This window comes from Streptomyces sp. BoleA5, from assembly GCF_000373665.1.
Lineage (GTDB): Bacteria > Actinomycetota > Actinomycetes > Streptomycetales > Streptomycetaceae > Actinacidiphila.
Genome location: NZ_KB892121.1, coordinates 39,379 through 64,723, shown reverse-complemented (window position 1 = coordinate 64,723; position 25,345 = coordinate 39,379). Strand labels below are relative to the sequence as shown.

19 protein-coding genes and 1 pseudogene are annotated in these 25,345 nt (G+C 72.2%); 11 read left to right on the top strand and 9 right to left on the bottom strand.

The genetic code is table 11. The features are described from left to right. The coding region (locus B085_RS44165; RefSeq protein ID WP_018562153.1) for an ADP-ribosylglycohydrolase family protein at positions 1–1,884 on the top strand (1,884 nt) is incomplete at its 5' end. Between the two features lie 120 nt (positions 1,885–2,004). Here B085_RS44165 and B085_RS0129215 read toward each other — a convergent pair. Both B085_RS0129215 and B085_RS0129210 read right to left on the bottom strand, forming a co-directional pair. Beyond that, the gene (locus B085_RS0129215) at positions 2,005–4,173 is read right to left on the bottom strand and encodes an OmpL47-type beta-barrel domain-containing protein (RefSeq protein ID WP_078620124.1); all 2,169 of its coding nucleotides are present in this window, start codon (positions 4,171–4,173) and stop codon (positions 2,005–2,007) included. A 47-nt stretch (positions 4,174–4,220) separates the two neighbouring features. Then, entirely contained in the window at positions 4,221–6,701 is a 2,481-nt protein-coding gene (locus B085_RS0129210) for a ThuA domain-containing protein (protein ID WP_078620122.1), read from the bottom strand. Positions 6,702–6,902: 201 nt separating this feature from the next. Here B085_RS0129210 and B085_RS44160 point away from each other — a divergent pair, with 201 nt between their 5' ends. Continuing rightward, positions 6,903–7,964, top strand: a complete 1,062-nt coding sequence (locus B085_RS44160) for a multicopper oxidase domain-containing protein (protein ID WP_078620121.1) — start codon at positions 6,903–6,905, stop codon at positions 7,962–7,964. Positions 7,965–7,999: 35 nt separating this feature from the next. Here B085_RS44160 and B085_RS0129200 read toward each other — a convergent pair whose 3' ends face one another. Next, complete coding sequence (locus tag B085_RS0129200; RefSeq protein ID WP_018562149.1) at positions 8,000–10,111, bottom strand: HEAT repeat domain-containing protein; 2,112 nt, start codon at positions 10,109–10,111, stop codon at positions 8,000–8,002. Positions 10,112–10,264: 153 nt separating this feature from the next. On the opposite strand from B085_RS0129200, the gene B085_RS0129195 reads away from it, so the two are divergent. Continuing rightward, complete coding sequence (locus B085_RS0129195) at positions 10,265–11,110, top strand: GNAT family N-acetyltransferase (RefSeq protein WP_026251561.1); 846 nt, start codon at positions 10,265–10,267, stop codon at positions 11,108–11,110. A gap of 131 nt (positions 11,111–11,241) precedes the next feature. Further along, positions 11,242–12,051, top strand: a complete 810-nt coding sequence (locus B085_RS0129190; protein ID WP_018562147.1) for an SDR family NAD(P)-dependent oxidoreductase — start codon at positions 11,242–11,244, stop codon at positions 12,049–12,051. 44 nt (positions 12,052–12,095) lie between these two features. Here the strand turns inward: B085_RS0129190 and B085_RS0129185 are convergent, their stop codons facing one another. Continuing rightward, entirely contained in the window at positions 12,096–12,572 is a 477-nt protein-coding gene (locus tag B085_RS0129185) for a MarR family winged helix-turn-helix transcriptional regulator (protein ID WP_018562146.1), read from the bottom strand. Positions 12,573–12,676: 104 nt separating this feature from the next. Here B085_RS0129185 and B085_RS0129180 point away from each other — a divergent pair, with 104 nt between their 5' ends. From B085_RS0129180 to B085_RS0129160, 5 genes are all read left to right on the top strand, one after another. Continuing rightward, positions 12,677–13,726, top strand: coding sequence for an LLM class flavin-dependent oxidoreductase (locus tag B085_RS0129180; protein ID WP_026251559.1), 1,050 nt, complete (start codon positions 12,677–12,679; stop codon positions 13,724–13,726). Beyond that, positions 13,719–14,750 carry an LLM class flavin-dependent oxidoreductase gene (locus B085_RS0129175; RefSeq protein WP_018562144.1) on the top strand — a complete coding sequence of 344 codons (1,032 nt, stop codon included), beginning with the start codon at positions 13,719–13,721 and terminating at the stop codon, positions 14,748–14,750. The genes B085_RS0129180 and B085_RS0129175 overlap by 8 nt, the downstream gene beginning before the upstream one ends. Before the next feature lie 33 nt (positions 14,751–14,783). Beyond that, complete coding sequence (locus B085_RS0129170) at positions 14,784–15,470, top strand: NADPH-dependent F420 reductase (RefSeq protein WP_018562143.1); 687 nt, start codon at positions 14,784–14,786, stop codon at positions 15,468–15,470. 88 nt (positions 15,471–15,558) lie between these two features. After that, positions 15,559–16,053 carry a hypothetical protein gene (locus B085_RS51080; RefSeq protein ID WP_026251557.1) on the top strand — a complete coding sequence of 165 codons (495 nt, stop codon included), beginning with the start codon at positions 15,559–15,561 and terminating at the stop codon, positions 16,051–16,053. Then, positions 16,047–17,774: a hypothetical protein gene (locus B085_RS0129160; protein WP_234018682.1), complete on the top strand. Its 1,728-nt coding sequence runs from the start codon at positions 16,047–16,049 to the stop codon at positions 17,772–17,774. Before B085_RS51080 ends, B085_RS0129160 begins: the two co-directional genes overlap by 7 nt. A 715-nt stretch (positions 17,775–18,489) precedes the next feature. On the opposite strand, the pseudogene B085_RS51075 reads toward B085_RS0129160, so the two are convergent. Then, positions 18,490–18,755 (bottom strand): annotated as a pseudogene (locus B085_RS51075) (site-specific integrase); the annotation flags it as partial. 176 nt (positions 18,756–18,931) lie between these two features. Beyond that, a complete protein-coding gene (locus tag B085_RS0129150; protein ID WP_018562141.1) occupies positions 18,932–19,393 on the bottom strand; it encodes a hypothetical protein in 462 nt (153 codons plus the stop codon). Between the two features lie 77 nt (positions 19,394–19,470). Between B085_RS0129150 and B085_RS47470 the strand changes: the two genes are divergently transcribed. After that, positions 19,471–20,031 carry an IS5 family transposase gene (locus B085_RS47470; RefSeq protein ID WP_324603887.1) on the top strand — a complete coding sequence of 187 codons (561 nt, stop codon included), beginning with the start codon at positions 19,471–19,473 and terminating at the stop codon, positions 20,029–20,031. A 51-nt stretch (positions 20,032–20,082) separates the two neighbouring features. On the opposite strand, the gene B085_RS0129140 is transcribed toward B085_RS47470, so the two are convergent. The 3 genes from B085_RS0129140 to B085_RS44155 form a co-directional block, all read right to left on the bottom strand. Continuing rightward, on the bottom strand, positions 20,083–20,781 hold the full coding sequence (locus B085_RS0129140; RefSeq protein WP_026251554.1) for an alpha/beta fold hydrolase: 699 nt from the start codon (positions 20,779–20,781) through the stop codon (positions 20,083–20,085). Between the two features lie 236 nt (positions 20,782–21,017). After that, positions 21,018–21,425, bottom strand: a complete 408-nt coding sequence (locus B085_RS0129135) for a DUF6416 domain-containing protein (RefSeq protein ID WP_234018681.1) — start codon at positions 21,423–21,425, stop codon at positions 21,018–21,020. Between the two features lie 184 nt (positions 21,426–21,609). Further along, positions 21,610–21,882 carry a hypothetical protein gene (locus B085_RS44155; protein WP_158689851.1) on the bottom strand — a complete coding sequence of 91 codons (273 nt, stop codon included), beginning with the start codon at positions 21,880–21,882 and terminating at the stop codon, positions 21,610–21,612. A gap of 904 nt (positions 21,883–22,786) precedes the next feature. Between B085_RS44155 and B085_RS0129125 the strand changes: the two genes are divergently transcribed. Then, the gene (locus B085_RS0129125; protein ID WP_018562136.1) at positions 22,787–25,279 is read left to right on the top strand and encodes a SpoIIE family protein phosphatase; all 2,493 of its coding nucleotides are present in this window, start codon (positions 22,787–22,789) and stop codon (positions 25,277–25,279) included. The last annotated feature ends 66 nt before the right edge of the window (positions 25,280–25,345 follow it).

Sequence of the window (25,345 nt, the reverse complement as noted above, 5' to 3'; positions counted from 1 at the left end):
ACCGCCGTACTGCACGGCACCTTCGACGGCGTGCGCGACGGCCTGACCCTGCTCCCGCCCGAACGCCGAAAGACATGGGCCGAGCGGCTGGACGAGGCACAGACCCACCCCCCGCACCACTTCGCCAACAACGGCTGGGTCGTCCACGCGCTCCAGGCCGCCTGGTCGGCCATCACCCACACCACCGTCCCCGAACTGAACCCCGCCCAAGGCCACTTCCCCGCCCAGCACCTGCGCCACGCCCTGGAAGCGGCCGTGCGGGCCGGCACGGACACCGACACCGTCGCGGCGATCACCGGCGCCCTGCTCGGAGCACGCTGGGGCTGCTCCGCCATCGCGCTGGACTGGCAGCAGGCCGTCCACGGCTGGCCAGGCCTGACCGCTCCGGACCTCGTCCGGCTGGCAGTGCTCACCGCCCGGGGCGGGAGCGACGACAACACCGGCCGGCCCTCGGCACCCCGACTGCCGGCCGGCGGCCACGCCGGCTTCGCCGTTCCCCACCCGCACGACCCCGGAGTGCTGCTGGGCGCCCCGGGCACCGAGCCGGTCCCGGTCGGGGCCGTGGTGTCGCTGTGCCTGCCGGGGACGCCGGCGGACCCGCCCGGTGCCGGCGTGGAGCACATTCGGGTGTGGCTGCCGGGCGGTCCGGGAGGCGACGCCGGCCTCCCCTATGTGCTGGACCAGGCCGCCCGCCAGGTGCTGCGGCTGCGCCGCGCCGGCAAGCCGGTCCTGCTCCACTCGGCCGCCGGGCCGACCGGGGCGTCCGCCGTCGCCGCCGTCTACGGCCATCTGATCGGCGGCGTGCCGGACGGGTCGCTCCCGGTACCGGGCCACCCCGAACTGCACGCCGCGGTCCGGCTGCTGACTTCGGCGCCCGCTCCTGACACCCCGTACGACGCCGGGGACCCCGCGACGCCCCTACCGGCGGCGCGCACCGCCGCCCCGCAGGAGGACGTCGCCGACGAGGACGGCGCCGAGGAGGACGGCGCAGAGCAGCCGCCGGAACTCGACAGGGAGCGCCCGCGGCTGCGCGAGGAGGCCTTGCCCCGGGTGCGCGGACTGCTGCTCGGTCTGGCTCTCGGCGACACGCTGGGCAGCGCCCGTGATGCGCTGCCGGACCGCGGCCCGCTGCCCGCGGGAGCCGGCACCCGGGCGGCCTGCCTCACGGTCGAGGGCATCATCCGCGCCACTGGTGGCCTCCCGTCGGCCGTGCGGAACGCCGACGGCAGGTGGGCGGCACTACGGCGGGAGGAGGCCCCCGATCCGGACGCCCCGCGCACCGGGCGCCCCGTACCGGCCGACGCGCGTGGCACTGAAGCGGCGCATCTCGCCGCCGCCCTCCCCGTCGCCGTCACCGGAGCCGTCCACGGTCCGGCACAGGCGGCCGTCCGCGCACGGGAGATCGCCGCCCACCCGGCGGCGGCGCACGCAGCCGTCTTGCTCCACCACTGCCTGACCGGCGCCGTGGACGTCCAGGAACCCCTGTTCGCCGAGCAGTCGCAGGTACACATCGCCGTGCGCGCCGGTCTGGACGCCCTCGGTGACAGCGGCGGCACCGGCCACCTGCACACCGCCTTCCGGCTGGCCGCCGACGACCCGGCCGACCCGCGACGGCTCGCGGCGCTCGCCCCGGACGCCACCGCGTTCTCGGCGCTGCGCGGCGCCCTCTACTGCGCCGCCTCCCTCCCGCACCGGCACCAGGCCGACGAGGCACTGCGGCTCGCCGCCGCGGCGCCTGACGGCGCGTCCGTCGGCTGTGTCACCGGCGCCCTGCTCGGTGCCGCGCACGGCGCGCGGGCCCTGCCCGCCGGCCTGGCCGGACGCCACGAACTCGCCCCGGTCCTGGACGCCCTCGCCCACGACCTCGTCGCCGCCTACAGCTGAGCAGCCCCGCCCTTCACCACCCGGTGCGGGCCCCGGTGCGAGACGGGCCGCGACCCGGCAGCGCGGTGGGCCCCCACCGCATTCGCGGTGGGGGCCCACGCGGCGGTCAGGAGTGCCGGCTCACAGCTCCTTGACGCGGATGTCGCGGTAGGAGATCACATCCGTCGTGCTGTGGACCTGGAGGCCGATGTAGCCGGTGGCGTAGCGCCGTCCGTCGGTGCCCGGGTCCCCGTCGCGCGGCGGGTCGAAGACCTGGCCGCCTACGTTGTCGAACTCGTTGATGACGACGCCGTTGCGCAGGACCGTGAAGTGCTGGCCCTCGGCGCGGATCTCGTAGTCGTTCCAGGTGCCCTTGGGGGTCACGCCGGCGCCGCCGAGGCCCACACGGTCGAAGCCGTAGACGGAGCCGGTCTTGTACATGTCGCCGTCGGGGCGGTCGAGGATCTGGATCTCGTGCCCGTAGTTGATGGCGACCCACTCGGGCCGGGACTCCTCGGGGTGGTCGTGGACGTTCGGGAAGCGGATGAAGACGCCGCCGTTGGCGTTGCCCGTGCCCGGGGCGTCGTCGCGGAACTGCAGCTTGAGCGAGAAGTCGCCGTACTTGCGCTCCGGGAACCACAGCATGCCCATGCCCGGGACGGTCGTGCTGCTGGTGATGGCGCCCTCGCCGGAGAGAGTGAAGCGCCCGCCGCCCACCTGCTCCCACTTGGCGAGGGACGCCTCGGTGCCGTCGAACAGGTCCCGGTAGCCCTGCGTCTGGCCGGGCTTGCCGATCTTCGACTGCTTGGCGGCCTTGGTGATCTTGTTGAACTCGCGCTGGTCGATGACGTTGTCGGCGAGCAGCCGGTCGAGCACGCCGTCGACGTGCTTGAGGAACAGGGCGTGCGAGGACCAGTCCTTCTCGTCCTCGATCAGTTCGTTGATGGTGCAGCGGCTGCGGGTGAGGCGGTTCGGCACACCCGAGTCCACGGTGCCGACGATGACGGTCAGCCGCTCGTCGTACTCGGGGCAGTTGGGCGCCGGGACGCCTCCGCCCTGCGCCACGGTGAAGGTCACCTCACGGGCCGGGGAGGTGTTGCCCGCCTTGTCCGTGGCCCGGTAGGCGAGCGTGTGCGAGCCGATCCGGTCGACGATGACGGGAGCGGAGTACGCGAGGTACGGGCCGCCGTCGAGGGAGTACTCGACGCGGTCCACCCCGGAGCCCGCGTCGGTCGCGGTGACGGTCACCTTGGCGCTGGTGACGTACGCGCCGTTGGAGTTCCTCGTACCCGTCACCGTCGCCGAGGTCTCCGGCGCGGTGGTGTCCTGCGTGGGCGGTGCCACGACGGTGAAGGCGACGGACTTGGCGGCCGCCGCGTTGCCCGCCTTGTCCGTGGCGCGGTAGCGGACGGTGTGGGAGCCGACCTGATGCACCATCACCGGCGCGGTGTACGGCTGCCAGGCGCCGTCGGCCCCGATGGCGTACTCGATGGTGTTGACGCCCGAGCCGGTGTCCGACGCGGTGACGGTGACCGTGGCCATCGTCAGGTAGTTGCCGTCGGCGTCCTTCTCCCCGCTCACGGTCGCGGAGGTCTCCGGCGCGGTGGTGTCGTCGGTCGGTGGCGCGACCACGTCGAAGGCGACGGACTTCTCGGCCGCCACGTTGCCCGCCTGGTCGGTGGCGCGGTAGCGGACGGTGTGGGAGCCGACCTGGTCGACGACCACGGGCGTGGTGTACGGCTGCCACGGACCGTCCTCCCCGACCGCGTACTCGACCGTCCTCACACCGGATCCGTCGTCGGTCGCGGTGACGGTGACCGTGGCGGAGCCGACGAAGGCGCCGTCGGCGTTCTTCTGGCCCGTGACGTCGGCCGCGGTGGTGGGCGCCGCGGTGTCGTCGCCGCCGCCGTCCTCGGTCACGGTGAGGATGCCCTGCATCTGGCCGTGGCCGGGGATGCTGCAGAAGAAGCGGTACCGGCCGGGGGTGAGGGTCACGTCGACGGTGTGCCTGCCGCCGTTGTCGTCGCCCGGGTTGGCCAGGATGTTGAGCGGGACGTCGTGGTTGTACTCGGGGTCCGACACGTCGAAGGTGAGCGTGTGCGGCATGCCGATGTCGTTGCCGGTCGCGGCGCTGTTCTCGAAGACGAGCGTCGCCGGTCCGGCCACCGCCGTGGTCGGGAAGCTCGCGTACTGGTCGGTGCGGGAACTGGCCGTCCAGGTGAGCACCTGGGCGGCGGCCGTGGTCCCGCCGGCCCCCGCACGGTCGTCGGTGCGTCCGTACGCGACGGTCGAGGTGAGCCCCAGCACCATCAGCAGTGCGCCCAGCAGGGCCGCCAGCGGGCGTAGAGGTCGGTGTCTCACTGTGCCGCCTTCCTGGCCAGATCCGCGGCGGCCGGAGTCGCCTGGCCGCCCTTGTACGTCACACGCCACAGCGCGGACTGGGAGTCGGAGGTGAAGAAGCCTCGCCCGTAGTCGAGGACGTAGAGCGAGCCGTCCGGCGCGAACTTCCAGTCCATGAGGTTGCGGATGCCGCCCTGGCCGACCGGGATGATCTTCTTCAGCGACTCGGCGGTGACGGGCAGCCCGCCCTTGCCGACGGTCTTGGGGTCGGTCAGCACCGCGTGGCGCGGGTTGTCGGCGTCGTAGAAGTCGCCGACGAACCACTTGCCGTCCCAGTACCGCGGCCACGCGCCGTCGCCCGCGGTCGTGGCGTCGTAGCGGTAGACCGGGCCGTCCATGGTGGCCTGGCCGCCGCCCTTGAGCCACGGCAGGAGGTAGGTGGCCTCCTCGTTCTTGTAGCTGGGGACCCCGTTCGCGTCCCGCGGGAAGTCGGGGGCGCCGCCCTGCGGGGAGTACCAGATGGTGTTGCCGGTGACGGGCGGGAGGTTCACCAGGCCGTCGTTGTTGGGCGACTCGTTCTTCGGGGCGTCGCAGTCGTACCAGCCCAGCGGCTTGTCCGGGTCCGGCAGGTTGCGGTCCCGGTAGGGCTGCTTGTTGCCCATGCAGAACGGCCAGCCGTGGTTGCCGGCCTTGGTGATCGCGGCAAAGGTGTCGTACTTCGCCGGCCCCCAGGTCGTGCTCGGTGAGCCGGCGTCGGGGCCGACCCAGCCCGCGTACAGGATGTCGGTCTCCTTGTCGACGGAGATGCGCGCCGGATTGCGCACGCCCATGACGTAGATCTCGCCGCGGGTCTTGTCGCCGCCCTCGTCCTGCTCCTCGCCCGTGAAGAGGTTGCCCGGGGGCAGGGTGTAGGTGCCGTCGGGCTCCGGGTGGATGCGCAGGATCTTGCCGTTGAGGTTGTTGGTGTTGCCTGCCGTGCGTCGGGCGTCCGCGAAGGACAGGCCCTTGAAGTCGGGCTCCGGGTTGTTGCCCGAGTAACCACCGCTGAAGCCGGAGGAGTTGTTGTCTCCGGTCGCGATGTAGAGGTTGCCCTTGGAGTCCCAGGCCATCCCGCCGCCGGCGTGGCAGCAACTGTGGACCTGCACCGGCCACTTGAGCAGGACCTTCTCGGAGGCGAGGTCCAGCCTGTTCGTGGCGAGGTCCAGCGTGAAGCGGGAGACGCGCCGCTCCGCGACGTGCTTGTCGCGGTCGAGGCCGGAGTGCGGGGTGTAGTGGAGGTACACCCAGCCGTTGGTCTCGAAGGCGGGGTCCAGCTCGATGCCGAGCAGCCCCTCCTCGACCTTGGTGAGCTCGTCGCCGCCGCCCTTGTTGCCGAAGACGGTCAGGGCGCCCGCGAGGGTCACCTTCTTCGTCGCCGGGTCGTAGACGTGGACCTGGCCGAGTCCCTTGCCCATGTCGGGGTTGTCCCAGTCGGTCACGACCGGGGCGCCGTTGGCGCCGCCGCCGCGGCCGATGTACAGCACCCGTCCGTCCGGCGCCACGACCAGGCCGTGCGGTTCGCCGATCTGGTCCTGCTGGCCGGCCTGGTTGGGCTGGGTGACCTTCACCGCGCTGTAGTTGGCGTCGATGGTCGCCTTGCAGTCGGCGCGCGAGAGCCGGGACGTCCACTGCAGGGCGCCCCGCAGGTGGTCGCGGAAGTCGGTCTCGGCGAAGGACTCCGCCGTACCGCCCATCCCCGTGTAGAAGGACCGGCCGCCGTCGTAGTCGCGGCACCAGGAGACGGGGTGGTCGACGCCGTTGGCACCGGTTCCGGGCTTGTAGCTGCTCTCGCGGACCTTGGCGACGGTGTGCACCTTGCCGGTCGGGTTGCTCGCCCAGTTGATCCACTTGTCGGGCCGCTTCCACTCCAGCGGCAGGTCCTTCGTGGCCGGATTGACCCGGTCGGGGATCTCGACGACGGCGCGCTGCACGGCCGCCGGGCTGGTGGCCGCGGGCCGGGCGCCGATCAGACCGGCGAACCAGTCGGAGTACGGTTCGGTGCGCGCGGCGTCGTGGATGCCGAGGAAGCCGCCGCCGGCTTCCATGTAGGCCTCGAGGCCGGCCTCCTGCTCGGGGTCGAGCACGTCGCCGCCCCCGGTCAGGAAGACGACCGCGTTGAAGGTGCCCAGGCGCTTTGCGTTGGTGAAGACCGAGGCGTCGTCCGTCGCGACGGTCTTGAAGCGCCGGTCGGCAGGTCCGGACAGGCCGATCGCCTCGATCGCCTCGATGCCCGCGTCGACGGTCGGGGACTCCTCGGTGGCCGAGGCGTGGAACACCAGGACCTTGACGTTCTTGCCGCCCGGTGGGGACGGCAGGGATAACGTTGTCGGCTCCGGCTCCGGATACGGTCTGGCGGTGGCGGCGGTGCCGCCCAGCAGCGATGCCGCCAGGGTCCCCGCCACCAGGGCCGCGGCCGTGCCGCGCCGGGATCTCGACCGGTGATGTGGTGCGTTCTGCATGCTTCACCCACCCTTCGTGGTCACAGCAACAGCGCCTGAAGCTAGACCGCTTTTGACGGTCCGCCAATAGCTATGGACGGGATCTCACCAACTTTGTCCTGGCTGTGGATAAACGGAGATCACTGGTCTACCGTGTGGCCGTCCCCGGGGACCCTCGCGCCCCGACCGTCTCCTCACGGCACTGGAGAGACCGGTATGGCTTTGGACCGAAGGAGTTTCAACCGGCGGCTGCTGGCCGGTGGCGTGGTCGCCGCCACCGGGACGGCCTCGCTCGCGGTGGCCTCCGTCCCCACGGCTTCCTCCGCGGAGCCCTCCCCGCCCACCGCACCGGCCGGAGGCCAGGTGCGCCACCTCAAGCTCTACGCCGAGACGTTGCCGAACGGCCGGATGGGGTACGGCCTGGAGAAGGGCAAGGCCACCGTGCCCGGCCCGCTGATCGAACTGGTCGAAGGCGACACCCTGCACATCGAGTTCGAGAACGCCTCGGACGTGGACGCCAGCCTCCACGTCCACGGCATGGACTACGACATCGCCAGCGACGGCACCCGGATGACCCGCAGTCACGTCGAACCGGGCGGCACGCGGACGTACACCTGGCGCACCCACGCTCCGGGCCGGCGCAAGGACGGCACGTGGCGGCCGGGCAGCGCGGGCTACTGGCACTACCACGACCACGTGGTGGGCACCGACCACGGAACGGGCGGGATCCGCAAGGGCCTCTACGGGCCGGTCGTCGTGCGCAGGAAGGGCGACATCCTGCCGGACAAGCAGTTCACGATCGTCTTCAACGACATGACGATCAACAACAGGACCGGCGCCGAGACCCCGAACTTCGAGGCCACGGTGGGCGATCGTGTCGAGATCATCATGATCACGCACGGCGAGTACTACCACACGTTCCACATGCACGGTCACCGCTGGGCCGACAACAGGACGGGCCTGCTGACCGGCCCCGACGACCCCAGCCGGGTGATCGACAACAAGATCACCGGGCCCGCGGACTCCTTCGGCTTCCAGATCATCGCGGGCGAACACGTCGGCGCCGGCGCGTGGATGTACCACTGCCACGTCCAGAGCCATTCCGACATGGGAATGGCCGGTCTGTTCCTGGTCGCGAAGCCCGACGGCACGATCCCCGGCTACGAACCGCACCATCCGGACCACGCCGCGGGGGCGGCGACGTCCGGGAAGAGTGGCGCGAAGACGCCCTCCGGCGGGGAGACGTCCTCCGGCGGGGAGCACGCGCACCACGACATGGGGTGACGCGCGGGTCGCGGCGATGAGGCCCTCCCCGGGCCTCAGGACAGGCGCGCGAGGACGGTGCGGCACATCCGCTGCAGTTTCTCGTCGTGCCCGACGTCTCGGAACCGGCCACTGCGGCGGGTGCGGGTCAGCTCCTCACGGACGTGGGGCAGGGACTCACCCGCGGCCGGGCCCATCCGGTCGAAGCAGGCCAGTACGAGGTTCGAGGTCGCGTCGTTCTCCTCCCAGGCGGCGAGGAGGGTCCGCACCACCACGGGTGCCTCGGCCGGGCCGCCGATGTCCCACAGGGCGCTCGCGGCATGGGCGCGGGTCCACTCGTAGTCGGCGGTCAGCATGTTCCGCAGGCGCGGCAGCGCCCGGGCGGCCGGCGGTCCGATCCGGGCGAGCGCGTCGGCCGCCTCGCGGTTCCCGTGACCGTCGAGGAGGCCGTCCAGCAGGGGCACCACGGTGGCCGGATCCCCTTCCGCCGCCCACAGTGCGGCCGCGGCGGCCGTCCGGACGGAGGGGTCGTCGGCCTGCGCCAGCACCCGCACCGCTTCGAGGGCGGGTGCGGCACCGGTCCCGAAGGCGGCCAGTGCCTTGAGAGCGGAGGCGGTGGTGCGCCACTGCCCGTGGCGCGCCGAGGCCGTGGCCATCGCGGTGATCGCGGGTACGGCGGCGGGATCCCCCAGCCGGGCGAGGGCGGAGAGCAGGGCGTTCGTGCTCATGTCCGCCCATTCCGACGACGGGTCCTCGGCGGTGAGGTGCCGGCACAGTCGCGGCACCAACTGGTCGGCCGCGGGGGCGAGGTGTCCTGCCACCTGCACGGCGCGCCAGGCGTCGACGCCACCGTCCAGCGCCGTCAGCAGGCAGGGCAGGGCGCGCATGTCACCGAGGCGGGCGAGGGCCATGACGGACTGCTGGTGCGCCCGGCGCAGCAGTGGGCAGGGCGCGGCCCAGACCTCCGGTCCGTGCGCGTCGCGCAGGGCGAGGACGTACGCGGCGAGGGCTTCGCGGGCGGGTTCCGCGATCGGGCTCAGGGCGCCGAGGACCTCGGCCGCTTCGGCGGCGGTGTACGAATGGCCGGGGAGCAGGCAGCCGGCGAGCTGCGTGACCAGCGCGGAGTGGTCCCCGCGCCAGGCGCCCATGAGTTCCTTGGCCATACGGATCGCGTCGTGGCGGACGGCCGGATCCGGGCTGGCGATCTGCTCGGTGACGAGCGCGGTGCGATCGGCGACGCGGAAGTCCAGCACCTTGTGGAAGGTCCGCAGCAGGGAGGTGAGCGGGGAGTGCGTGCGGTTGTGCCGGTCGAGGTCGTCGAACGCGGCGACGACCTGCGGCGGCGCGTTCCGCGACGCCTCCGCGGGCGCTTCGGGTTCTTCGGGCGCGGTGCACCGGCACCCCCCGGTGCCGGACCCGGCGGCCCCGTCTCCGGTGCCGGTCTCAGGGGCGGGCGTGCTCAGCCGCAGCAGGCCGACGGCCCGGGGCATGGTGCCGGCGACGATCCGCTCCGGGGCGCAGCGGGCGCCGTGAACGAGGGCGGCGAGCCGGGTCGCCGGGTCCACCGCCTCGTCGGAGGCCACGGTGTCGAGCCAGGCGGTCGCGGCGTCCCGGGCCGCCGGCAGGCGCAGCGCCAGCGTGGCCGTCGTCTCGACGACGAGCAGCCGCTCCTCGGTGCCGTCCTCGGCGGGCAGGCGGTCGCGCAGCAGTGCGGCCGCCCGGGCCGCGTCGTCGACGAACAACCCCAGGCCCTCGATCGCCGCCCGGCGCACCAGGCGGTCGTCGTCGCGGGCGTAGGACACGAAGGCGTCCGCGCGCTCGCGCACCACGACCGCGCTGCCCTTGTAGTCCGGGCCGTCCACGTAGTCGTACCCGCAGCGCTCGACCGCGTGCGCCCCGATGCTGACCAGCAGCCGCACGATCGCGGCCCGGTCGGGCGTGGCGGGGTCGTCGGCCAGGGCGAAGAGGAAGGGCAGGCTCGCCGTCGTGCTGGCGTACACGTCTCCCTGGTGGTGGACGGCGCTGTAGAAGTGGCTCACGGCCTTCCGGCGGGTCTCGGCGTCCGGGGAGGCCATGTCCCTCAGCCACACCGGAACCTCGTCCGCCGCGCCGTAGGCGTGGTGCATGGAGGACCAGTCGATGGCGTCGAGTGCTCGTTCGTCGATCATGGGCGGCACTCTGCCGCAGGCCACTGACACCGGCGCCTGGACCGGAATCCCGTACGTCACATTGTCGATATATGATCCGCGCGCCCCCTCCCCGGTGGGGGCGGTGTTCCGGCCCGCGGGCGACGCGCACCAGAGAAGAGAGCCAGGCCTCACATGAACGCAGTGGTCCCCCCGGCGGTCGCGGAGCGGTCCGAGGCCGAGGCGCTGTACCGGTTCGAGACGGAGGTGCCCGACTCCGTCCGGGCGGCGCTCGGGATGAACGCCGCGCGGATCGGCGGCGGCGTCGTGCTGTCGATGCGCGACGACCCCACCCGTTTCTGGAGCAAGGCGCTCGGCTTCGGTGTCACCGCCCCGGTCACGGCCGAGGTGATCGGTGCGGTCTGCGACTTCTACCGTTCGGAGGGGACGTCGCAGGCCGTCCTTCAGATCGCGCCCGCCTTCCTCCCGGAGGACTGGGACGACATCCGCGCCCGCGAGGGCATCACGGCGGGCTCGTCCTGGGTGAAGCTGGCCTGCCCCGTCGAGGAGGCCGTGACCCGCGCGCGGGCGCTGGAGCCGCCCGCCGGAATCCGGGTCGCCCCCGTGGAGGCGGACCAGGCCCAGGAGTGGGGCGCGGTGGTGACCCGGGCGTTCGGCATGCCCGAGGAGCACTACGCCGGGATGACCGCGGCCTCGGTGGGACGGCGCGGCTGGCATCCGTTCGCGGCCCTGCTGGACGGGGAGATCGTCGGCACGGGCACGATGCACGCCGATGGCGACGCGGCACAGTTCTTCGCCGGCGCGGTGCTGCCGCACGCCCGCAAGCGCGGCGGCCAGACCGCCCTGCTGGCCGCCCGGGCCCTGAGAGCGCGGGACCTCGGCTGCCGCGTGCTGGTCGCCGAGACCGGCGCGGAGGCACCCGGCACCCGCAACTCCTCGCTGCACAACATGCTCCGGCTCGGCTTCCAGGTGGCGTACGAGCGCCGCAACTGGGTCTGGCGGTCCTCGACCGGGGCCTGACGCGGCGCGGCCGGTCGCGAGGCCGCGACGCGAAGGCCGTCCGCGGGGCGCGGCAGGGCTTCCCGGCCCGACCATGGGAGGACCGGGTCCGCACGACAGGACGGGTCCGGACCCTGACCCGGAAGGTGCCCATGGTCCATGAACACGCAGATGGCGCCCGCGCCGCGCTGATCACCGGCGCGTCCTCGGGAATCGGGCGCTGCTACGCCGAGCAATTGGCCCGGCGCGGCTACACGCCGGTCCTCGTCGCCCGCCGCGCGGACCGGCTGGCCGCGCTCGCCGAGTCCGTCCGCCGGGAGACCGGTCTCAAGGCGACCGTACTCGCCGCCGACCTGGCCGACCCGGACGACCTGGCCCGGGTGGAACGGGCCGTCCTCGACCACGGCAGCCTCGCCGTGGTCGTCAACGCGGCCGGGCTCGGTGCCCTCGGGCCGCTGCGCGACGCGGCGCCCGGGGACCTGGACCGCCTCGTCGCGGTGAACGTGCTCGCGCTGACCCGGCTCTCCCGGGCGGCGCTGCTCGCCTTCGACCGGCACGGCTCGGGCACGTTGATCAACGTGTCGTCGATCGGATCCTTCCACGCACCGCCCGGCGGCACCGCGTACGCCGCGAGCAAGGCCTACGACCTGCACTTCTCCCGGGCCCTGCAACGCGAGGTCGAGGGCAGCGGCATCCGCGTGCAGGTCGTGCTGCCGGGCCCCGTGCGCACCGAGTTCTTCGAGGCCTCCGGCGTGGACTCCTCCTTGTTCCCGCAGGAGTCGTTCGTCGACGCCGGCGACCTCGTCCGCGCCGCGCTCGCCGGCCTGGACATGGGTGAACTCGTCTGCATCCCCACCCTCCCCGACATGACGGCCTGGGAGGACGAGGCCGCGCGGGGGCAGGCACTGCGGAACGCCGCGGGCCTGCGCGGTGCCATCAGCGACCGCTACGCCCGGCCCTGACCAGCACTGACCGGGCCTGACCGGGCCCGGCCGGGCCCCAGGCCTCAGGAGGAGCCGGAGGCGGTGTCCAGCCGGGCGCGCAGCGCCTGGGCGATCGCTCCGGCGGCGGCCAGTTGCTCCGGTGTGAGGGCGTCGACGAACATCTCCCGGACGGCGCCGAGGTGCGGCAGTGTGGCCAGCCGGAAGGCCTGGGCGCCGTCGTCGGTGAGGACCGCCTCGGCGCCCCGGTTGTCGGTGGCGCACTCCACGCGCCGGATCAGCCCGCGCCGTTCCATGCGGCCGAGGTGGTGCGACAGGCGGCTGCGTTCCCAGCCGATCGCCGCCGCGAGCTCGGAGGAGCGCAGGCGGTGGCCCTCGGCCTCGTGCAGCGCGAGCAGGACCGCGTAGTCCCCGGGGGACAGCGCGGAGTCGCTCTGCAGGCGCGACGCGAGATGGGAGCGGAGCCGCTCCGTGGTCTCGATGAAGTCACGCCAGATCCGGAGTTCTTCGGTGGTGGGCAGCGGCCCGTGTCTGCGTCCCATGAGCACCCCTCTGTTTGACACGTCAATCATATCGATGCATGCTTGACGCGTCAATCACTTGGCCGCCGGGCGCGGAGCCGTTCCGGAGGCGACAGGAGGGGACCATGACGCCCACTGCCTTCGAAATGGGCCTGAACTCGTTCGGCGAGATCGCGACGGACGACGGCCGCGCACTGAGCGACGCCGAGACCGTACGGCTGCTCGTCGAGGAGGCCGCGCTGGCCGACGCCGCGGGGCTCGACGTCTTCAGCGTCGGCGAGCACTACCGGCCCGGACACATGGACACCGCCACCCCCGTCCTGCTCTCCGCGATGGCCACCGCCACCGAGCGCATCAGGCTCGGCACCTCGGTGACCGTGCTCAGCACCAACGACCCCGTGCGGCTCTACCACGCGTTCTCCACCCTGGACGCGGTGTCGGACGGCCGCGCGCAACTCGTCCTCGGACGGGCCTCGGTCACCGAGTCGTTCGCCCTGTTCGGCCACGACGTCTCCGACTACGACCGGCTCTTCGACGAGAAGCTCGACCTCTTCATGCGCCTGCAGCGGGAGGAGGAGGTCACCTGGTCCGGCACCGTCCGGACCCCGCTGGCCGGCCAGCTGCTGCGGCCGCGCATGCGCGAGGGCGGCATCCCCACCTGGATCGGCGTCGGCGGCAGCCCCAACTCCACCCTGCGCGCCGCCCGCTACGGGCTGCCGCTGATGCTGGCGATCATCGGCGGCCGCCCGCAGCGTTTCGCGGGCCACGTGGACCTGTTCCGGCGCGGCCTCCAGCAGGCCGGGCACCCCGTCCAGCCCATCGGCCAGCACTCCCTGGGCCTCGTCGCGGACACCGACGAGGAGGCCGTCGAGACCTGGTGGCGGTACTGGGAGCCGGTCATGACCGCGCTCTCCGAGGAGCGCGGCTTCTACCGGCCCTCGTACGAGCGCTACCTGGCGGAGGTCGCCGACGGCGCGCTCTTCGTCGGCTCCCCCGCGACGGTGGCGCACAAGATCGCCCGGGTCGCCCGCGACCTCCACCTGAACCGCTTCGACCTCAAGTACGACATCATGCACCTGCCCCGCCAGGCCCGCGCCCGCACGATCGAACTCCTGGGCCGGGAAGTGGCGCCGATGGTGCGCGAACTGCTCACGAAGGAACCTGCTGATGTCTGACCTCGTCTTCGGCCTCGACACGTTCGGCGACGTACCGGTGGACGACACCGGTGCCCCCGTCTCCCACGCGGCCGCCATCCGGCAGGTCCTCGACGAGGCCGTCGTCGCCGACCAGATCGGCGTCGACGCCATCGCACTCGGTGAGCACCACCGCCCCGAGTACTCGGTGTCGACTCCGGAGACCGTGCTCGCCGGGATCGCCACGCGCACCGAGCGGATCAAGCTCGGCTCCGGCGTCACCGTCCTCAGCTCCGACGACCCCGTCCGCGTCTTCCAGCGCTTCTCGACCGTCGACGCCCTCTCCCAGGGCCGGGCCGAGGTGATCCTGGGCCGCGGGTCCTTCACCGAGTCCTTCCCGCTGTTCGGGTACGACCTCAGCGACTACGACGTGCTCTTCGAGGAGAAGATCGAGCTCTTCGCGAAGCTCCTCGACGAGAAGCCGGTGACCTGGAGCGGCACCACACGGGCCCCGCTGCAGGACGCCGACGTCTTCCCGAAGACCGACTCCGGGCGGCTGCAGACCTGGGTCGGCGTGGGCGGCTCGCCCCAGTCGGTCGTCCGCACCGCGCGCTACGGATTCCCGCTGATGCTCGCCATCATCGGCGGCGCCCCCACGCGCTTCGCGCCCTACATCGACCTGTACCGGCGCGCCGCGGAGCAGTTCGGCACGACAGCCCACCCGGTGGGGATGCACTCCCCCGGCTTCGTCGCGGACACCGACGAGGAGGCGCGCGAGGGGTTCTGGCCCGGCTACAAGGTGATGCGCGACCGCATCGGCAAGCTGCGCGGCTGGCCCCCGGTCCGCCGTGAGGAGTACGACGCCGAGATCGAGCACGGCTCCATGTACGTCGGGTCGCCCGAGACCGTCGCCCGCAAGATCGCCCAGGCCGTCGGCGACCTGGGGGTCGGCCGGTTCGACCTCATCTACACCGTGGGCCCCCAGCCGGTCGGCGCCCGCATGCGTGCCGTCGAGTTGTACGGCACGAAGGTCATCCCCATGGTCCGCGACATCCTCGCGGGCTGACGCCGAAGCTGACGCAGGAACGGAGAGAAGGACATGGACACCGAGGGCGTGCGCACGATCGGCATCCTGGGCGCGGGCAAGGTCGGGACCGTGCTGGCCCGGCTGGCCCTGGCCGCGGGCCACCGCGTGCTGATCGCGGGCTCGGGCGACCCCGCCGCCATCGCGCTCACGGTGGAGGTCCTCACCCCGGGCGCGGTCGCCGTCACCGCCGCCGAGGCCGCCGCCCGGGCCGACCTCGCGGTCCTCGCCCTCCCCCTGGGCAAGTACCGCACCGTCCCGGCGGAGGCGCTGCGCGGCAAGCTCGTGATCGACGCGATGAACTACTGGTGGGAGGTCGACGGCATACGCGACGACCTCACCGACCCGCGCACGTCGTCGAGCGAGACCGTGCAGGCCTTCCTGCCGGGTTCCCGCGTGGTGAAGGCCTTCAACCACATGGGCTACCACGACCTGGAGGACGGGGCCCGGCCCGCCGGGACGCCCGGCCGCAAGGCGATCGCCATCGCCGGCGACGACCCCGGCGACCTCGCCGAGGTCGCCCGCCTCGTGGACGCGCTCGGCTTCGACCCCGTCGTCGCCGGACGGCTCTCGGAGGGCGTCCGTCTGGAACCGGGCACCGAGCCCTTCGGCGCCAACGTCGACGGCGCGGAACTGCGCGCCATGCTCGACCGCTTCCCGCGGACCGACCGCGGACGGACCGTCGCCGAGGCGCGGGCGTAGACACCCGAGTGCCGCCGGGCCCGGGCGGGAGGCGATCGCCTCCCGCCCGGGCCCGGAGTTGTCGGACCCTCGTGTCACGATCTTCAGCATGGATCTCGACACCGTCTTCGCCGGTCTCGGCCGGATCGCCTGGCCGGAGCTGCACCACGCCTACGGCCCCGCCGATGATGTCCCCGACCTGCTGCGGGCGCTGGCCGCCACGGACGAGGAGTCCGCGGAGGAGGCCGAGCAGGAGCTGTGGAGCAGCCTCGTTCACCAGGGCACGGTGTACCGGGCGACGGTTCCCGCCGTGCCCTTCCTGGCGCGCCTCGCGGCGGCGGGTGTGCGCGGCGCGGAACTGCTGGGCATGCTGGGCGCCATAGCCGAGAGCACGATCTCGAACGGCCGGGCGCAGCACGTGCGGCGGTCATCGCACAACTTCCGCTCCTCCTGCCCCTGTTGTCGGACGCCGGCCCCGAGGTGCGGCAGTGTGCGGCCTGGGCGGTCGCCCAGTGCGGGTCCGGGGCCGGAGCGGACGCGCGGGCGGCGTTGCGCTCCCGCTGGACGGTGGAGACCGATCCGACGGTGCGGGCGGACGTGCTGACCGCGTGTGCCGCCGTCGACCCGGGCGCGGCGCAGGAATGGTGCGCGGCGGCGCGGCGGACGGCGGAGCCCCCGCAGGTGCGGGTGGCGGCCTTGCTGGCGATCGTGGACACCGGTCAGCCGTGGGATCGCGACTCGGCCGCCGTCGTGGCGGAGTTGTCTCCGCTGGAGCCGCACACAGCGGGCGGCCAGTGGGAACGCGAGGCTCTGGAGTACCTGGTCACCGGACTCCACGAGCGTGGGGACGCCGACGCCGCGATCGACGTCGCCGTCTCGGCGCTCGGCCGCGCGGCCGAAGCCGTTCGCGCCGGTGCTCACCCCAAGGAGGCCGCCCAGGAGGCGACATGGGCGGCCGAGTGCCTCGCGCTGCGCTCGAGGACCGCCCCGGCACGGCTGCTGCCCGCGATGCTGCCGCTGCTCGACCACCCGGACACCGCGGGCGACGTCATCGACGCGATACGGGACTGGGCCGTACCCGTGCCGCAGTCGGTGCCTCCACTGGTCCGCATGGCCGAAGGGGCGGGAGAGCACGCCGACCGTGCGCTCGCAGCTCTGGTGAGAGTGGGCGCGCCCGAGGCCGCGGACCTCCTGGCGCGAGGGATCGAGGACCGGCCGCGCGCTGTGAAAGCGGCGTTCGATCGCACCACTCAGAGGCCTCCGGCTCCGCTGCCGTGCACCCAGGCGCTGCTCGACGCCGTCCGGGCCCGGCTCGCGGCCCGGACGGACGGCGCCACGACGGCCGGCCCGCGGCAGTCGCTGGTGGCGGGCGGCCTCGCCGACGTCAACGAACCGGTCCACCTCGCGGGTCTCCTGGCCGGTTGGGGCCCCTCCGCCCGCGCGGCGCTGCCCGAACTGATCGCCGCCCTCCCCCATCACACGTTCACGACCGGCCGGGCGCTCGCCGCAGTCGCCGACGCCGGGCGCGACCCGGAGGTGGTCGCCGCGCTCAGGGCCCGCACCGGAACCGGGTCGGTGCCGGACCGGCAGGCGGCCGCGGCCGCGCTCCACACGCTGACGGGCGACGCGACCGCGCTGCTCGCGGTCCTGGGGACCGCCCTCGACGAGCCGAACGGTCCGCGCGACAACTGCCTTCGCGCCGTCGCACCGCTCGGCGAACAGGCGCGTCCGCTGCTGCCCCGTCTCCGGGCGCTGCTGGCCGAACCGGTGGAGAACCGCTCCACCGTCCCCGCGGCCGAAGCGGCGCTGACGGCGGCCACCGTGATCTGGGAACTGACGGGTGATCAGGCTTGCGTGCTGCCCGTCGTCCTGGAAGGCCTGGCCTGGGCCGAGCAGCCCTGGGGCGACCGGGTCAGCCAGCGGGCAGCGGAGGTCGCGGCCCTCGTCGGCCCCGCGGCGCGGGCGGCCGTACCGCGGTTGACGGCGATGCTCGACCACCCGGACACGGCCGCGGCCGCCGTGCGCGCCCTGGTGGCCCTGCACCCCGGCAGCGACCGCCCGGCCGGCGTCCCGCTCACCGAACTCGCCGAGCGCGTCCTCCCCTCGCTGGAGTCGGGCGCGTATCTCAACTCCGCGCTCACCGCGCTGAAGGCCCTGGCCGCCCTCGGCCCCACCGCGTTCACCCCCGCCCAGCTCGAGCGGATGCGCCGACTCGCCGACGGGGAACGCCGCATCGTGGGATCCGGCATACAGATCGACATCATCCGCGACGACGAGGAGTTCCGCGCCGCCGCCCGTACCGTCCTGGCCGGCCTGACGCCCTGACGCCCTGACGCCCTGAACGTCCCTTCCCCGTCGGGCCACGGTCCGCACGGCGCGACTCACAGGAGCGACGACAACGGCAGGAGGAGCAGGACGGCGACGACCGACGCGACGCAGACGCCGAGCGTGCGGGTGCGGGTGGCCTGGGCGACCGTGTCGGCGCCGATCATCAGCGGGGCCCAACGAGACCCTGGGCCGCGCGACACCGTGGTAGGTCGCCTTGTCGAGGCGCTGAACCAGGGCGGGGTTGTCCACAGGCACCCCGGATCGCCTGTGACAGATCGCCTGGCTCGGTGACAGCAGCGAGTCCCGGCGTGGCAGGCGTGTACGGCAGTGAAGTACGGCAACCGCAGCAACCACTGCTGCCCACCGGCGGCCTCAGGCGTCCTCGCCACGTGCCCAGCAGACCTCGGGGACCGCCATGCCCGTAGATCGCATCGAGAGCCTCACCAGCGCGGAGCCCGTACCACTCTCGTGCCGGAGGCCGCAGGCTACGATCAGCTGCGGGGAGGGGACATGGAGACGGCTGGGACTCTTTTCGCTGTGATCATCTACGGGGGCCCTGTTCTGGCGGGCCTGGGACTGATCTTGGCTGCGCTTGTGATTCCCCGGTGGCGTCGTCATGCAGTCGCCCGTATTGAAAGCGAAGCGGCTCGGGCCGTCTGTGGGCCGTCCGAGGCCGCTTGACGGAAGTCGAGGCTGACCAACGACGGCGCATGGCGCGGCCGTGCCGGGCGTCGCGCAGCCGGATCACGCGAAGGCCGGCGTTTCCCGCCACGCGCGTGAACGAGCAGGACGGATTCCGCGGCTCCACCGGGCACCCAGTGCGGGTGGTGAGACGTGGTCGCTCTCGGTCCACTGCTCCCCCGCACGCTCCCGCGTGGGCGCCTGACGCATCCGCTGCCGCCGCAACGCGCCACTGCACATCGCCGGCGAGAAAAGCGACCGCTTGCGGCGGCTGCCCTTGGGACCGTCGTCGTGCACCTCTCTTTGTTCGTCCGGTCCGGAGGCCGACGGCCCATGGGCCTTGAGTGGCGGGAAGAGCCGTACCGACTCCCGGCACGGAACCCGAGGCACCGCATGGCGGGCGGGTCGCACAATGCAGCCAGGTGACCACCTGTCAGGCACGCCTCAGTTCGGGGACCGTCCCGCCAGCACGCCTAACCGAGCACAAGCGCGAGCACGTTGAGTGCGATCAGGCCGGCCGTGAGCAGAAGCGCCGTTGCCGAGACAACCACGAAAGAGAGGGCCACCCTGCCGTTCCCCACACGGTCGGGAGTCGACACGTTGACGGGTTCCAGCGGATCGTAGACCACCCCGAGTAGGCCCCCTGGACGGACGGGCGGCACGTCGAACGGGGCAACCGTCGTGCGTACGCCCTGGCCGCCGTCCGCCGTGAACTCGATCGTGAGTTTGAAGTTTCCGTTCGGCCCCCCTGCGATGTTCACGCACTTCGCCTGAGTCCGGACCCCGCGCTTACGCAATGCGCGGCCTCCCCGGAAGATGCGCCACGAGAGCCACAGGACAAGAGCGGACACAACCGCCAGAATCATCAGACCGAACACTTCATCCCCCCAGATGCCGACCGACGGCCCGCCCAACGGCGCGGGAACGCACGCCATGCGGCAACCGCGCATCACTCTAGGGCCGTTGATCCACGCAAGTCACCTCGACGTCGACTCCACGGTCTGCCGGGCCCATCACACACGCGGTAGGAGCCCGCAAACGGGGCAAGCTGCAGAAGGAGCCGCCCGGTGGTGTCTTCGTCGAGCCGGGTGACCATGGGCCGGGGCGCTCGCGCGGCGGGTTCACCACCAAAGTGCACCTGGCGGTCGAACGGGGGCAGAATCCCATGTCGATCGTCGTGACCGCCGGACAGCGGGGCGACTCTCCCCAGTTTGAGACGGTCCTGGAGCGTGTACGGGTTCCCCGCCCTGGTCCCGGCAGTCCCCGAACCCGGCCCCGGCGGGTACGGGCGGACAAGGCCTACGCGTCCCGTGGCAACCGGGCCTACCTGCGCAGGCGCGGCATCCGCTGCACCATCCCCGGCAAAGCCGAGCAGGCCCCCAACCGCACGATGCGAGGATCCCGAGGCGGTCGGCCTCCCGCATTCGACCCGGTCGACTCCCGGGAGCGCCACGCAGTCGAGTGCGGCGTCAACCGGCTCAAGAGGTATCGGGCCGTGGCCACACGCTACGACACCAAGCAGGTCCGCTACGAGGCCACGGTCTTCGTAGCAGCCATCAACGAATGGCTGTGACCAGCACATGTGATACCCGCTCAAAGGGAGCGCGCAGGCATGGACCTGCAGTTACTCCCCGGCTGCGTCAAGCAAGATCTGTGCCAGCTCGCGCGGCTGGGAGAACATCGGCCAGTGGCCGGTGTCCATCTTGACCAGCTGCCAGTACTCGCTGTTCAGCAGTTCGGCCACGTCGTCGTCGAGCTCGGCCCCGGCGAGTAGACACTGGATGTACGTCGCCGGAAGGTCACCGAGCAGCCCTGCGAGCAGGGCGGGCTCGGTCAGCGTGGCGCCCGGGTGCGGCGTCGAGCCACGCACGAGGCGTGCGATCTGCTCATCGGTGAGACCCTCGCCGTCGTAGTGAGCTGCGGGCACGAGCGGCCAAAACCCTCCATTTTCGGCGATCGATGCCTTCACCCCCGCCCCGCCGTCCGGCCAGACGGAGGCAAAGGACTCGCCATCAGTTGGAACACTGGAGTCGACGAATACCACGCGGGCCAGCCGGTCGCCGATCCGCTCCGCGGCCTGACCGACCGGGATGCCCGAGTAGCTGTGACCGACCAGGACGACGTCACACAGACCCTGGCGTTCGACCTCGGCAACAATGTCCTGGACGTGGGTCTGCTGCCCTGCCAGCACACCCCGCTTGTCAGCAAGACCGGACAGCGTCAACGGGTAAACGCCGTGGCCGGCCGCACGCAGATACGGCACCACCTCGTCCCACGCCCACGCCCCGAGCCGCGCACCTGCAACCAGCACGAAATTCACCATGCCCGCACCGTAGCGGGGCAGCCTGACGATCGCCCTGAAAATATTTTCGACGCACTCCCTAGCGGGTTTCCTCAACAACCGAGTGCCCTCCCGGGTCGCCTCGGGCCGTGGAAGGGCACTCGCTGGTGACCGAAGCCGACAACCGCCGACAGCCCAGCAGCAGCAGCAGCTCAGAGCAGTGATCGATCCGGTGACCGCAGGTCACCGCCACCGGGCGTCGGTTACGGCTGTGGAAATCATGTGGCGTCGAGCTGAGCGGCCAAGAACACCGCTGCCACCGAGGGGCGGACTGCGTACGTTGCACCCACGCTCCCCTCGGGAGCCTCCCACCAGTAGAACGGAAGTCGCCGCTCACTGTTGCCGTGTCCCTTGCTCATCCCGGACAGCACCCCCGCCACGCGCCGCGCCGGATCGCTCTCGTTCGGCCCGCCCAGGGCCTTGTCCACCAACTCCGTGCAGTGGATCGCGCGACCAGGGTTGCGCAGCAGGTACCGGAACACCTTCCAGGCCTGCGGAGCGAGTTCGGCCAAGAACTTCGCGGCGCGCTCCAAGTCCTGCGGACCCCACTCCGAGTCCCGGTAGTGCCCTGCTTCACCAGAGTGCTTATCCCATCGTGGATCAGCCTCAGTCAGATACGCCGTCATGCCCGCCCCCAACACTTCACCTGTACGTGCGCGTCGTACGCACCGTACAGATTCGCCGGGACACTGCGTGCCGAATCCGTGTCGAGGTTCTACCGGCAAGCAGTCCGGCTGAGGAAACACACGGGTCGAGAGGAGGACGGGACGCCGCCACAGAGCGCCTTCCTGTCGCTGGAGGCAAGTTCGATCACGGATGATCAAGGCCCAACGCCGCTGGAAGGCCTCGGATCCATGTGGCTCGGTCCGGCTCGTCTGCGGCCACGCGCTCCAGCGCTTCGAGGAATCGCCGACGCTCACCAGAGCTCATCTTGCCGAGCTCCGAGGCGATCCCCTCCAGGGCACTCAACGCCATGTGCGAGTCGTGCCCTACCTGGACGAGATCCTCCAGGATCGCCACCGCCGTCAAAAGCGCTTTGACCACCTCGTCGCCGGGAACCACGGCCTCACCCTTCTTCCGCACGGTTGATCAGGAGGAGATGGTGTCACCCAAGGAGGGGTTCAGGGGGTTCGGTGTCGAAGCTCTGCGCCCGCTCACACGGACTCGGGACGCCAGCGCTCCGCGGCGCGGGCTCGCCCCACGCAGTGCGCGTCGAGCGTCTACTGCTTCCCGCCCATCCCGTCCAACCCGGCACCGATCTCCCGGGTCCGCCGGGCAGGGTCCGCCCTCTCGGCCCGGGGAGGGACGTGGTGGAGTCCGGAACTCGATTGCGCCTGTGGCATGCGCATGCGCAAGGATGTGCGCCCGCGTCCCGACCTCCGTGCACCAGTGCTCGACGAACTCCCGGTCGTCGTCGTTCAACGCACTCCCGACCAGGACACTCGCTGCCTCGGTCTCGTGCGAGCGGTCGCCCAGGGCGCTCCAGCGTCTCGACCGCAACCTCGTGAGGCAGCGCGGGAGGGTTCCGGAAGCTGCGGTGTGTATGCACCCCGCGAGACTACGCGGACCCGCAACACCGACATCTGCCGGTCCGCACCGGAACGGCGCGAACGCTGCCCGTGATGCGGCACTGGCGACCGATCCGGCCGCAGCCACGCCTCGGACGGTTTCCGGACGGCCGGGTGCGCGGCGACCAGGCCGGACAGGGCATACGCGACCTTCTCCGTCCCGGCCGTCGCCGCCGTCGACGCCCGGAGCCGGACAGGCCCCGGATCGGACGCGCGAGGCACCTTGTCGGCGGCGGGACGCCGGACGGGGCAACCGCTCCGCGTACGACCTCGCCGTCGCCCTGGTGGACTCGGCGGGAACGTGTCCGTATGTGGCTTCTGTCACAAAAGAGCCGGTTGCTTGGTCTGTCAAGTAACCGGCGGATTTTCGACCGTCCGCCGCGAGACCGATCCCACCCCCAGGCAAGGACGACGGTTCGATGACCACGAAGAGCTTCGAGACTGTCTCGCTCGGTAAGCGATCGAACAGGCTCGAGATACCCGACACGGCGATCGCGATGCTCGACGAGCAGGGAACCGTCGTCGGATGGACGCAGGCCGCCGAACACCTCGTCGGGCACCTGGCCGGATGTGTGGTCGGCAGGCCGGCCGCACTGGTGCTGCCGCTGTTCGGCGAGCGGCAGAGCACATCGGACTTCGTCAAGCACTGCCGTGCGCAGAACGGCTGGTCGGGGACGACGGCGGTGCGTCACCGGGACGGACGCGTGATCGAGGCATGCCTGCGGATCACGATGCTGCGCGGTCTCGCCGGAGCGGTGCGCTGGTTCGTCTCGCTGGTCGACACCGGCACGCTCTCCGGTGACGCGATGAGCAGCCTGGTGAGTGGACCGCTTCTGGGCCGCGCTCCGATCGGGGTCGCCGTACGCGACCCGCAACTGCGCTGCGTGTTCGCCAATGACGTGATGGCGGAGCATGACGGTATCCCGTGCGACCAGCGGCTCGGACGCCGGCTGACCGAGGTGGCTCCCGGCCCCCGGGCGGAGGCGCTCGAGGCCATGACGCAGCAGGTGCTGCTGAGCGGCACCACGAAGGTGTACGAGTACCGGACGTGGCTGCCGGTGGGCAAGGGCCATGGGTACCCTCTCGCGGCCTCGTTCCAACGGCTCCAGGGCGCCGACGGCGCATCGCTGGGGGTGTGTCTGGTCAGTGCCGACATCGCCGAGAGCCGTCTGATGCGGGAGCGCCTCGCCGTGGTGGGCGGGGCCGGAACGCGGCTCGGCGGGACGCTGGACGTGATGCAGACCAGTCAGGAGCTGGCCGACATCGCGGTACCGCTGCTCGCCGACTTCGTCGCCGTGGATCTGGAGCAGTCGGCGCCGTCCGGTGAGGGCTCGCCCGCCCGTACGGGGGCCACGGGCGAACGCCGGCCGGCTCTGCGCCGTGCGGGGCTGGCCTCGATCCATGAAGGGACCCCGGAGTCGCCGTGGGTGCGCGGGGGACCGGTCACGGTGCCGGCGGCGTCGCCGTTCTTGAAGGTCCTGAGCACGGGGAGAACTCACCTGGAGCCACTTCTGGACACCGCTCCGGGGACATGGATGGACCAGGTCCCAGCGATTCGGGACAGGGTCCGCGCGCACGGGGCCCACTCCCTGATGGTCGTCCCGATCCGGGGGCGGAACGCCCTCCTGGGTGTGGCGCTGTTCCTGCGCACCACGGATCCCACGCCGTTCCAGGAGGGTGACCTGCTGCTGGCCGAAGAACTGGTCGGGCGCGCCGCGCGGGCGCTGGACGTCGCGCGGCAGTACGCGCGCGAGCAGGCCGCGGCCCTGACCCTGCAGCGCAATCTGCTCCCCCGCAGACTGCGGGGCGGCACGGCGGTCGAGGCCGCGTCGCGCTACCTCCCGGCGGACCTGGACCACGGGGTCGGCGGCGACTGGTTCGACGTCATCCCGCTCTCCGGCGCCCGCGTGGCGCTCGTCGTGGGCGACGTCGTCGGGCACGGTCTCCACGCCGCGGCGACCATGGGCACGCTCCGCGCCGCCGTCCGCACCCTGGCCGACATGGAGCTGCCACCCGCCGAGCTGCTGTCCCGCCTCGACGACACGATCCAGCGACTGGTCGAGGAGGAGGACACCGAGCCCGTGAACGGGACGGCGGCGGTCGTGGGCGCCACGTGTCTGTACGCCGTCTACGACCCGGCCACCCGCGTGTGCACGATGGCACGGGCCGGGCATCCCCCGCCCGCGATCGTCGACCCGCAGGGCCGGGTCACCTTCCCGGACCTGCCCGCCGGAGCGCCGCTCGGCCTCGGCCTCGGCCTCGGCGACCCGTTCCAGTCCGTGGAGCTGGAGCTGCCCGAGGGGAGCCTCATCGCCCTCTACACCGACGGCCTGGTCGAGTCCCGCGACCACAACATCGAGGAGGGGATGAACAGTCTGGGCGACGCCCTCGCCGAGCCGGACGGATCCCTGGAGGACCTCTGCGACCGTGCGACGCAGTCCGTCGCCGGACAGGTGTCGTGCGACGACGTCACCCTGCTCCTGGTTCGGACCTGCTCACTCGGCGCCAGCCGGTCGGCCTCCTGGACACTGCCAAGTGACGGTCATGCCGCGGGCGAGGCCCGGCAGTTGGTCGCCGGCCAGATGGGCGCCTGGGGTCTGGACGGCCTCATGGACTCCACCCAGCTGATCGTCAGCGAACTCGTCACCAACGCCGTGCGCCACGGATCCGGCGCCGTCACCCTGTGCCTGAAGCGGCACGCCGTCCTGACCTGCGAGGTGTCCGACACCAACGTCTGCGCCCCGCGGGTGCGCAACGCCGGCATCACGGACGAGAACGGCCGCGGCCTGTTCCTGATCGCACAGCTCTCCCGCCGCTGGGGGTCCCGGCCTGCGCCGGGCGGCAAGGTCGTCTGGGTCGAGCAGGACCTGCCCGGCGACTCCGGCGACCCATCACGTCTGCGGGCCGCCTGAGAGGGCGCCGGCCGCGCGGAGGAGTCGCTCGATCCGGTCGAGGTGGCGATGTCGTTCTCCGGCCGC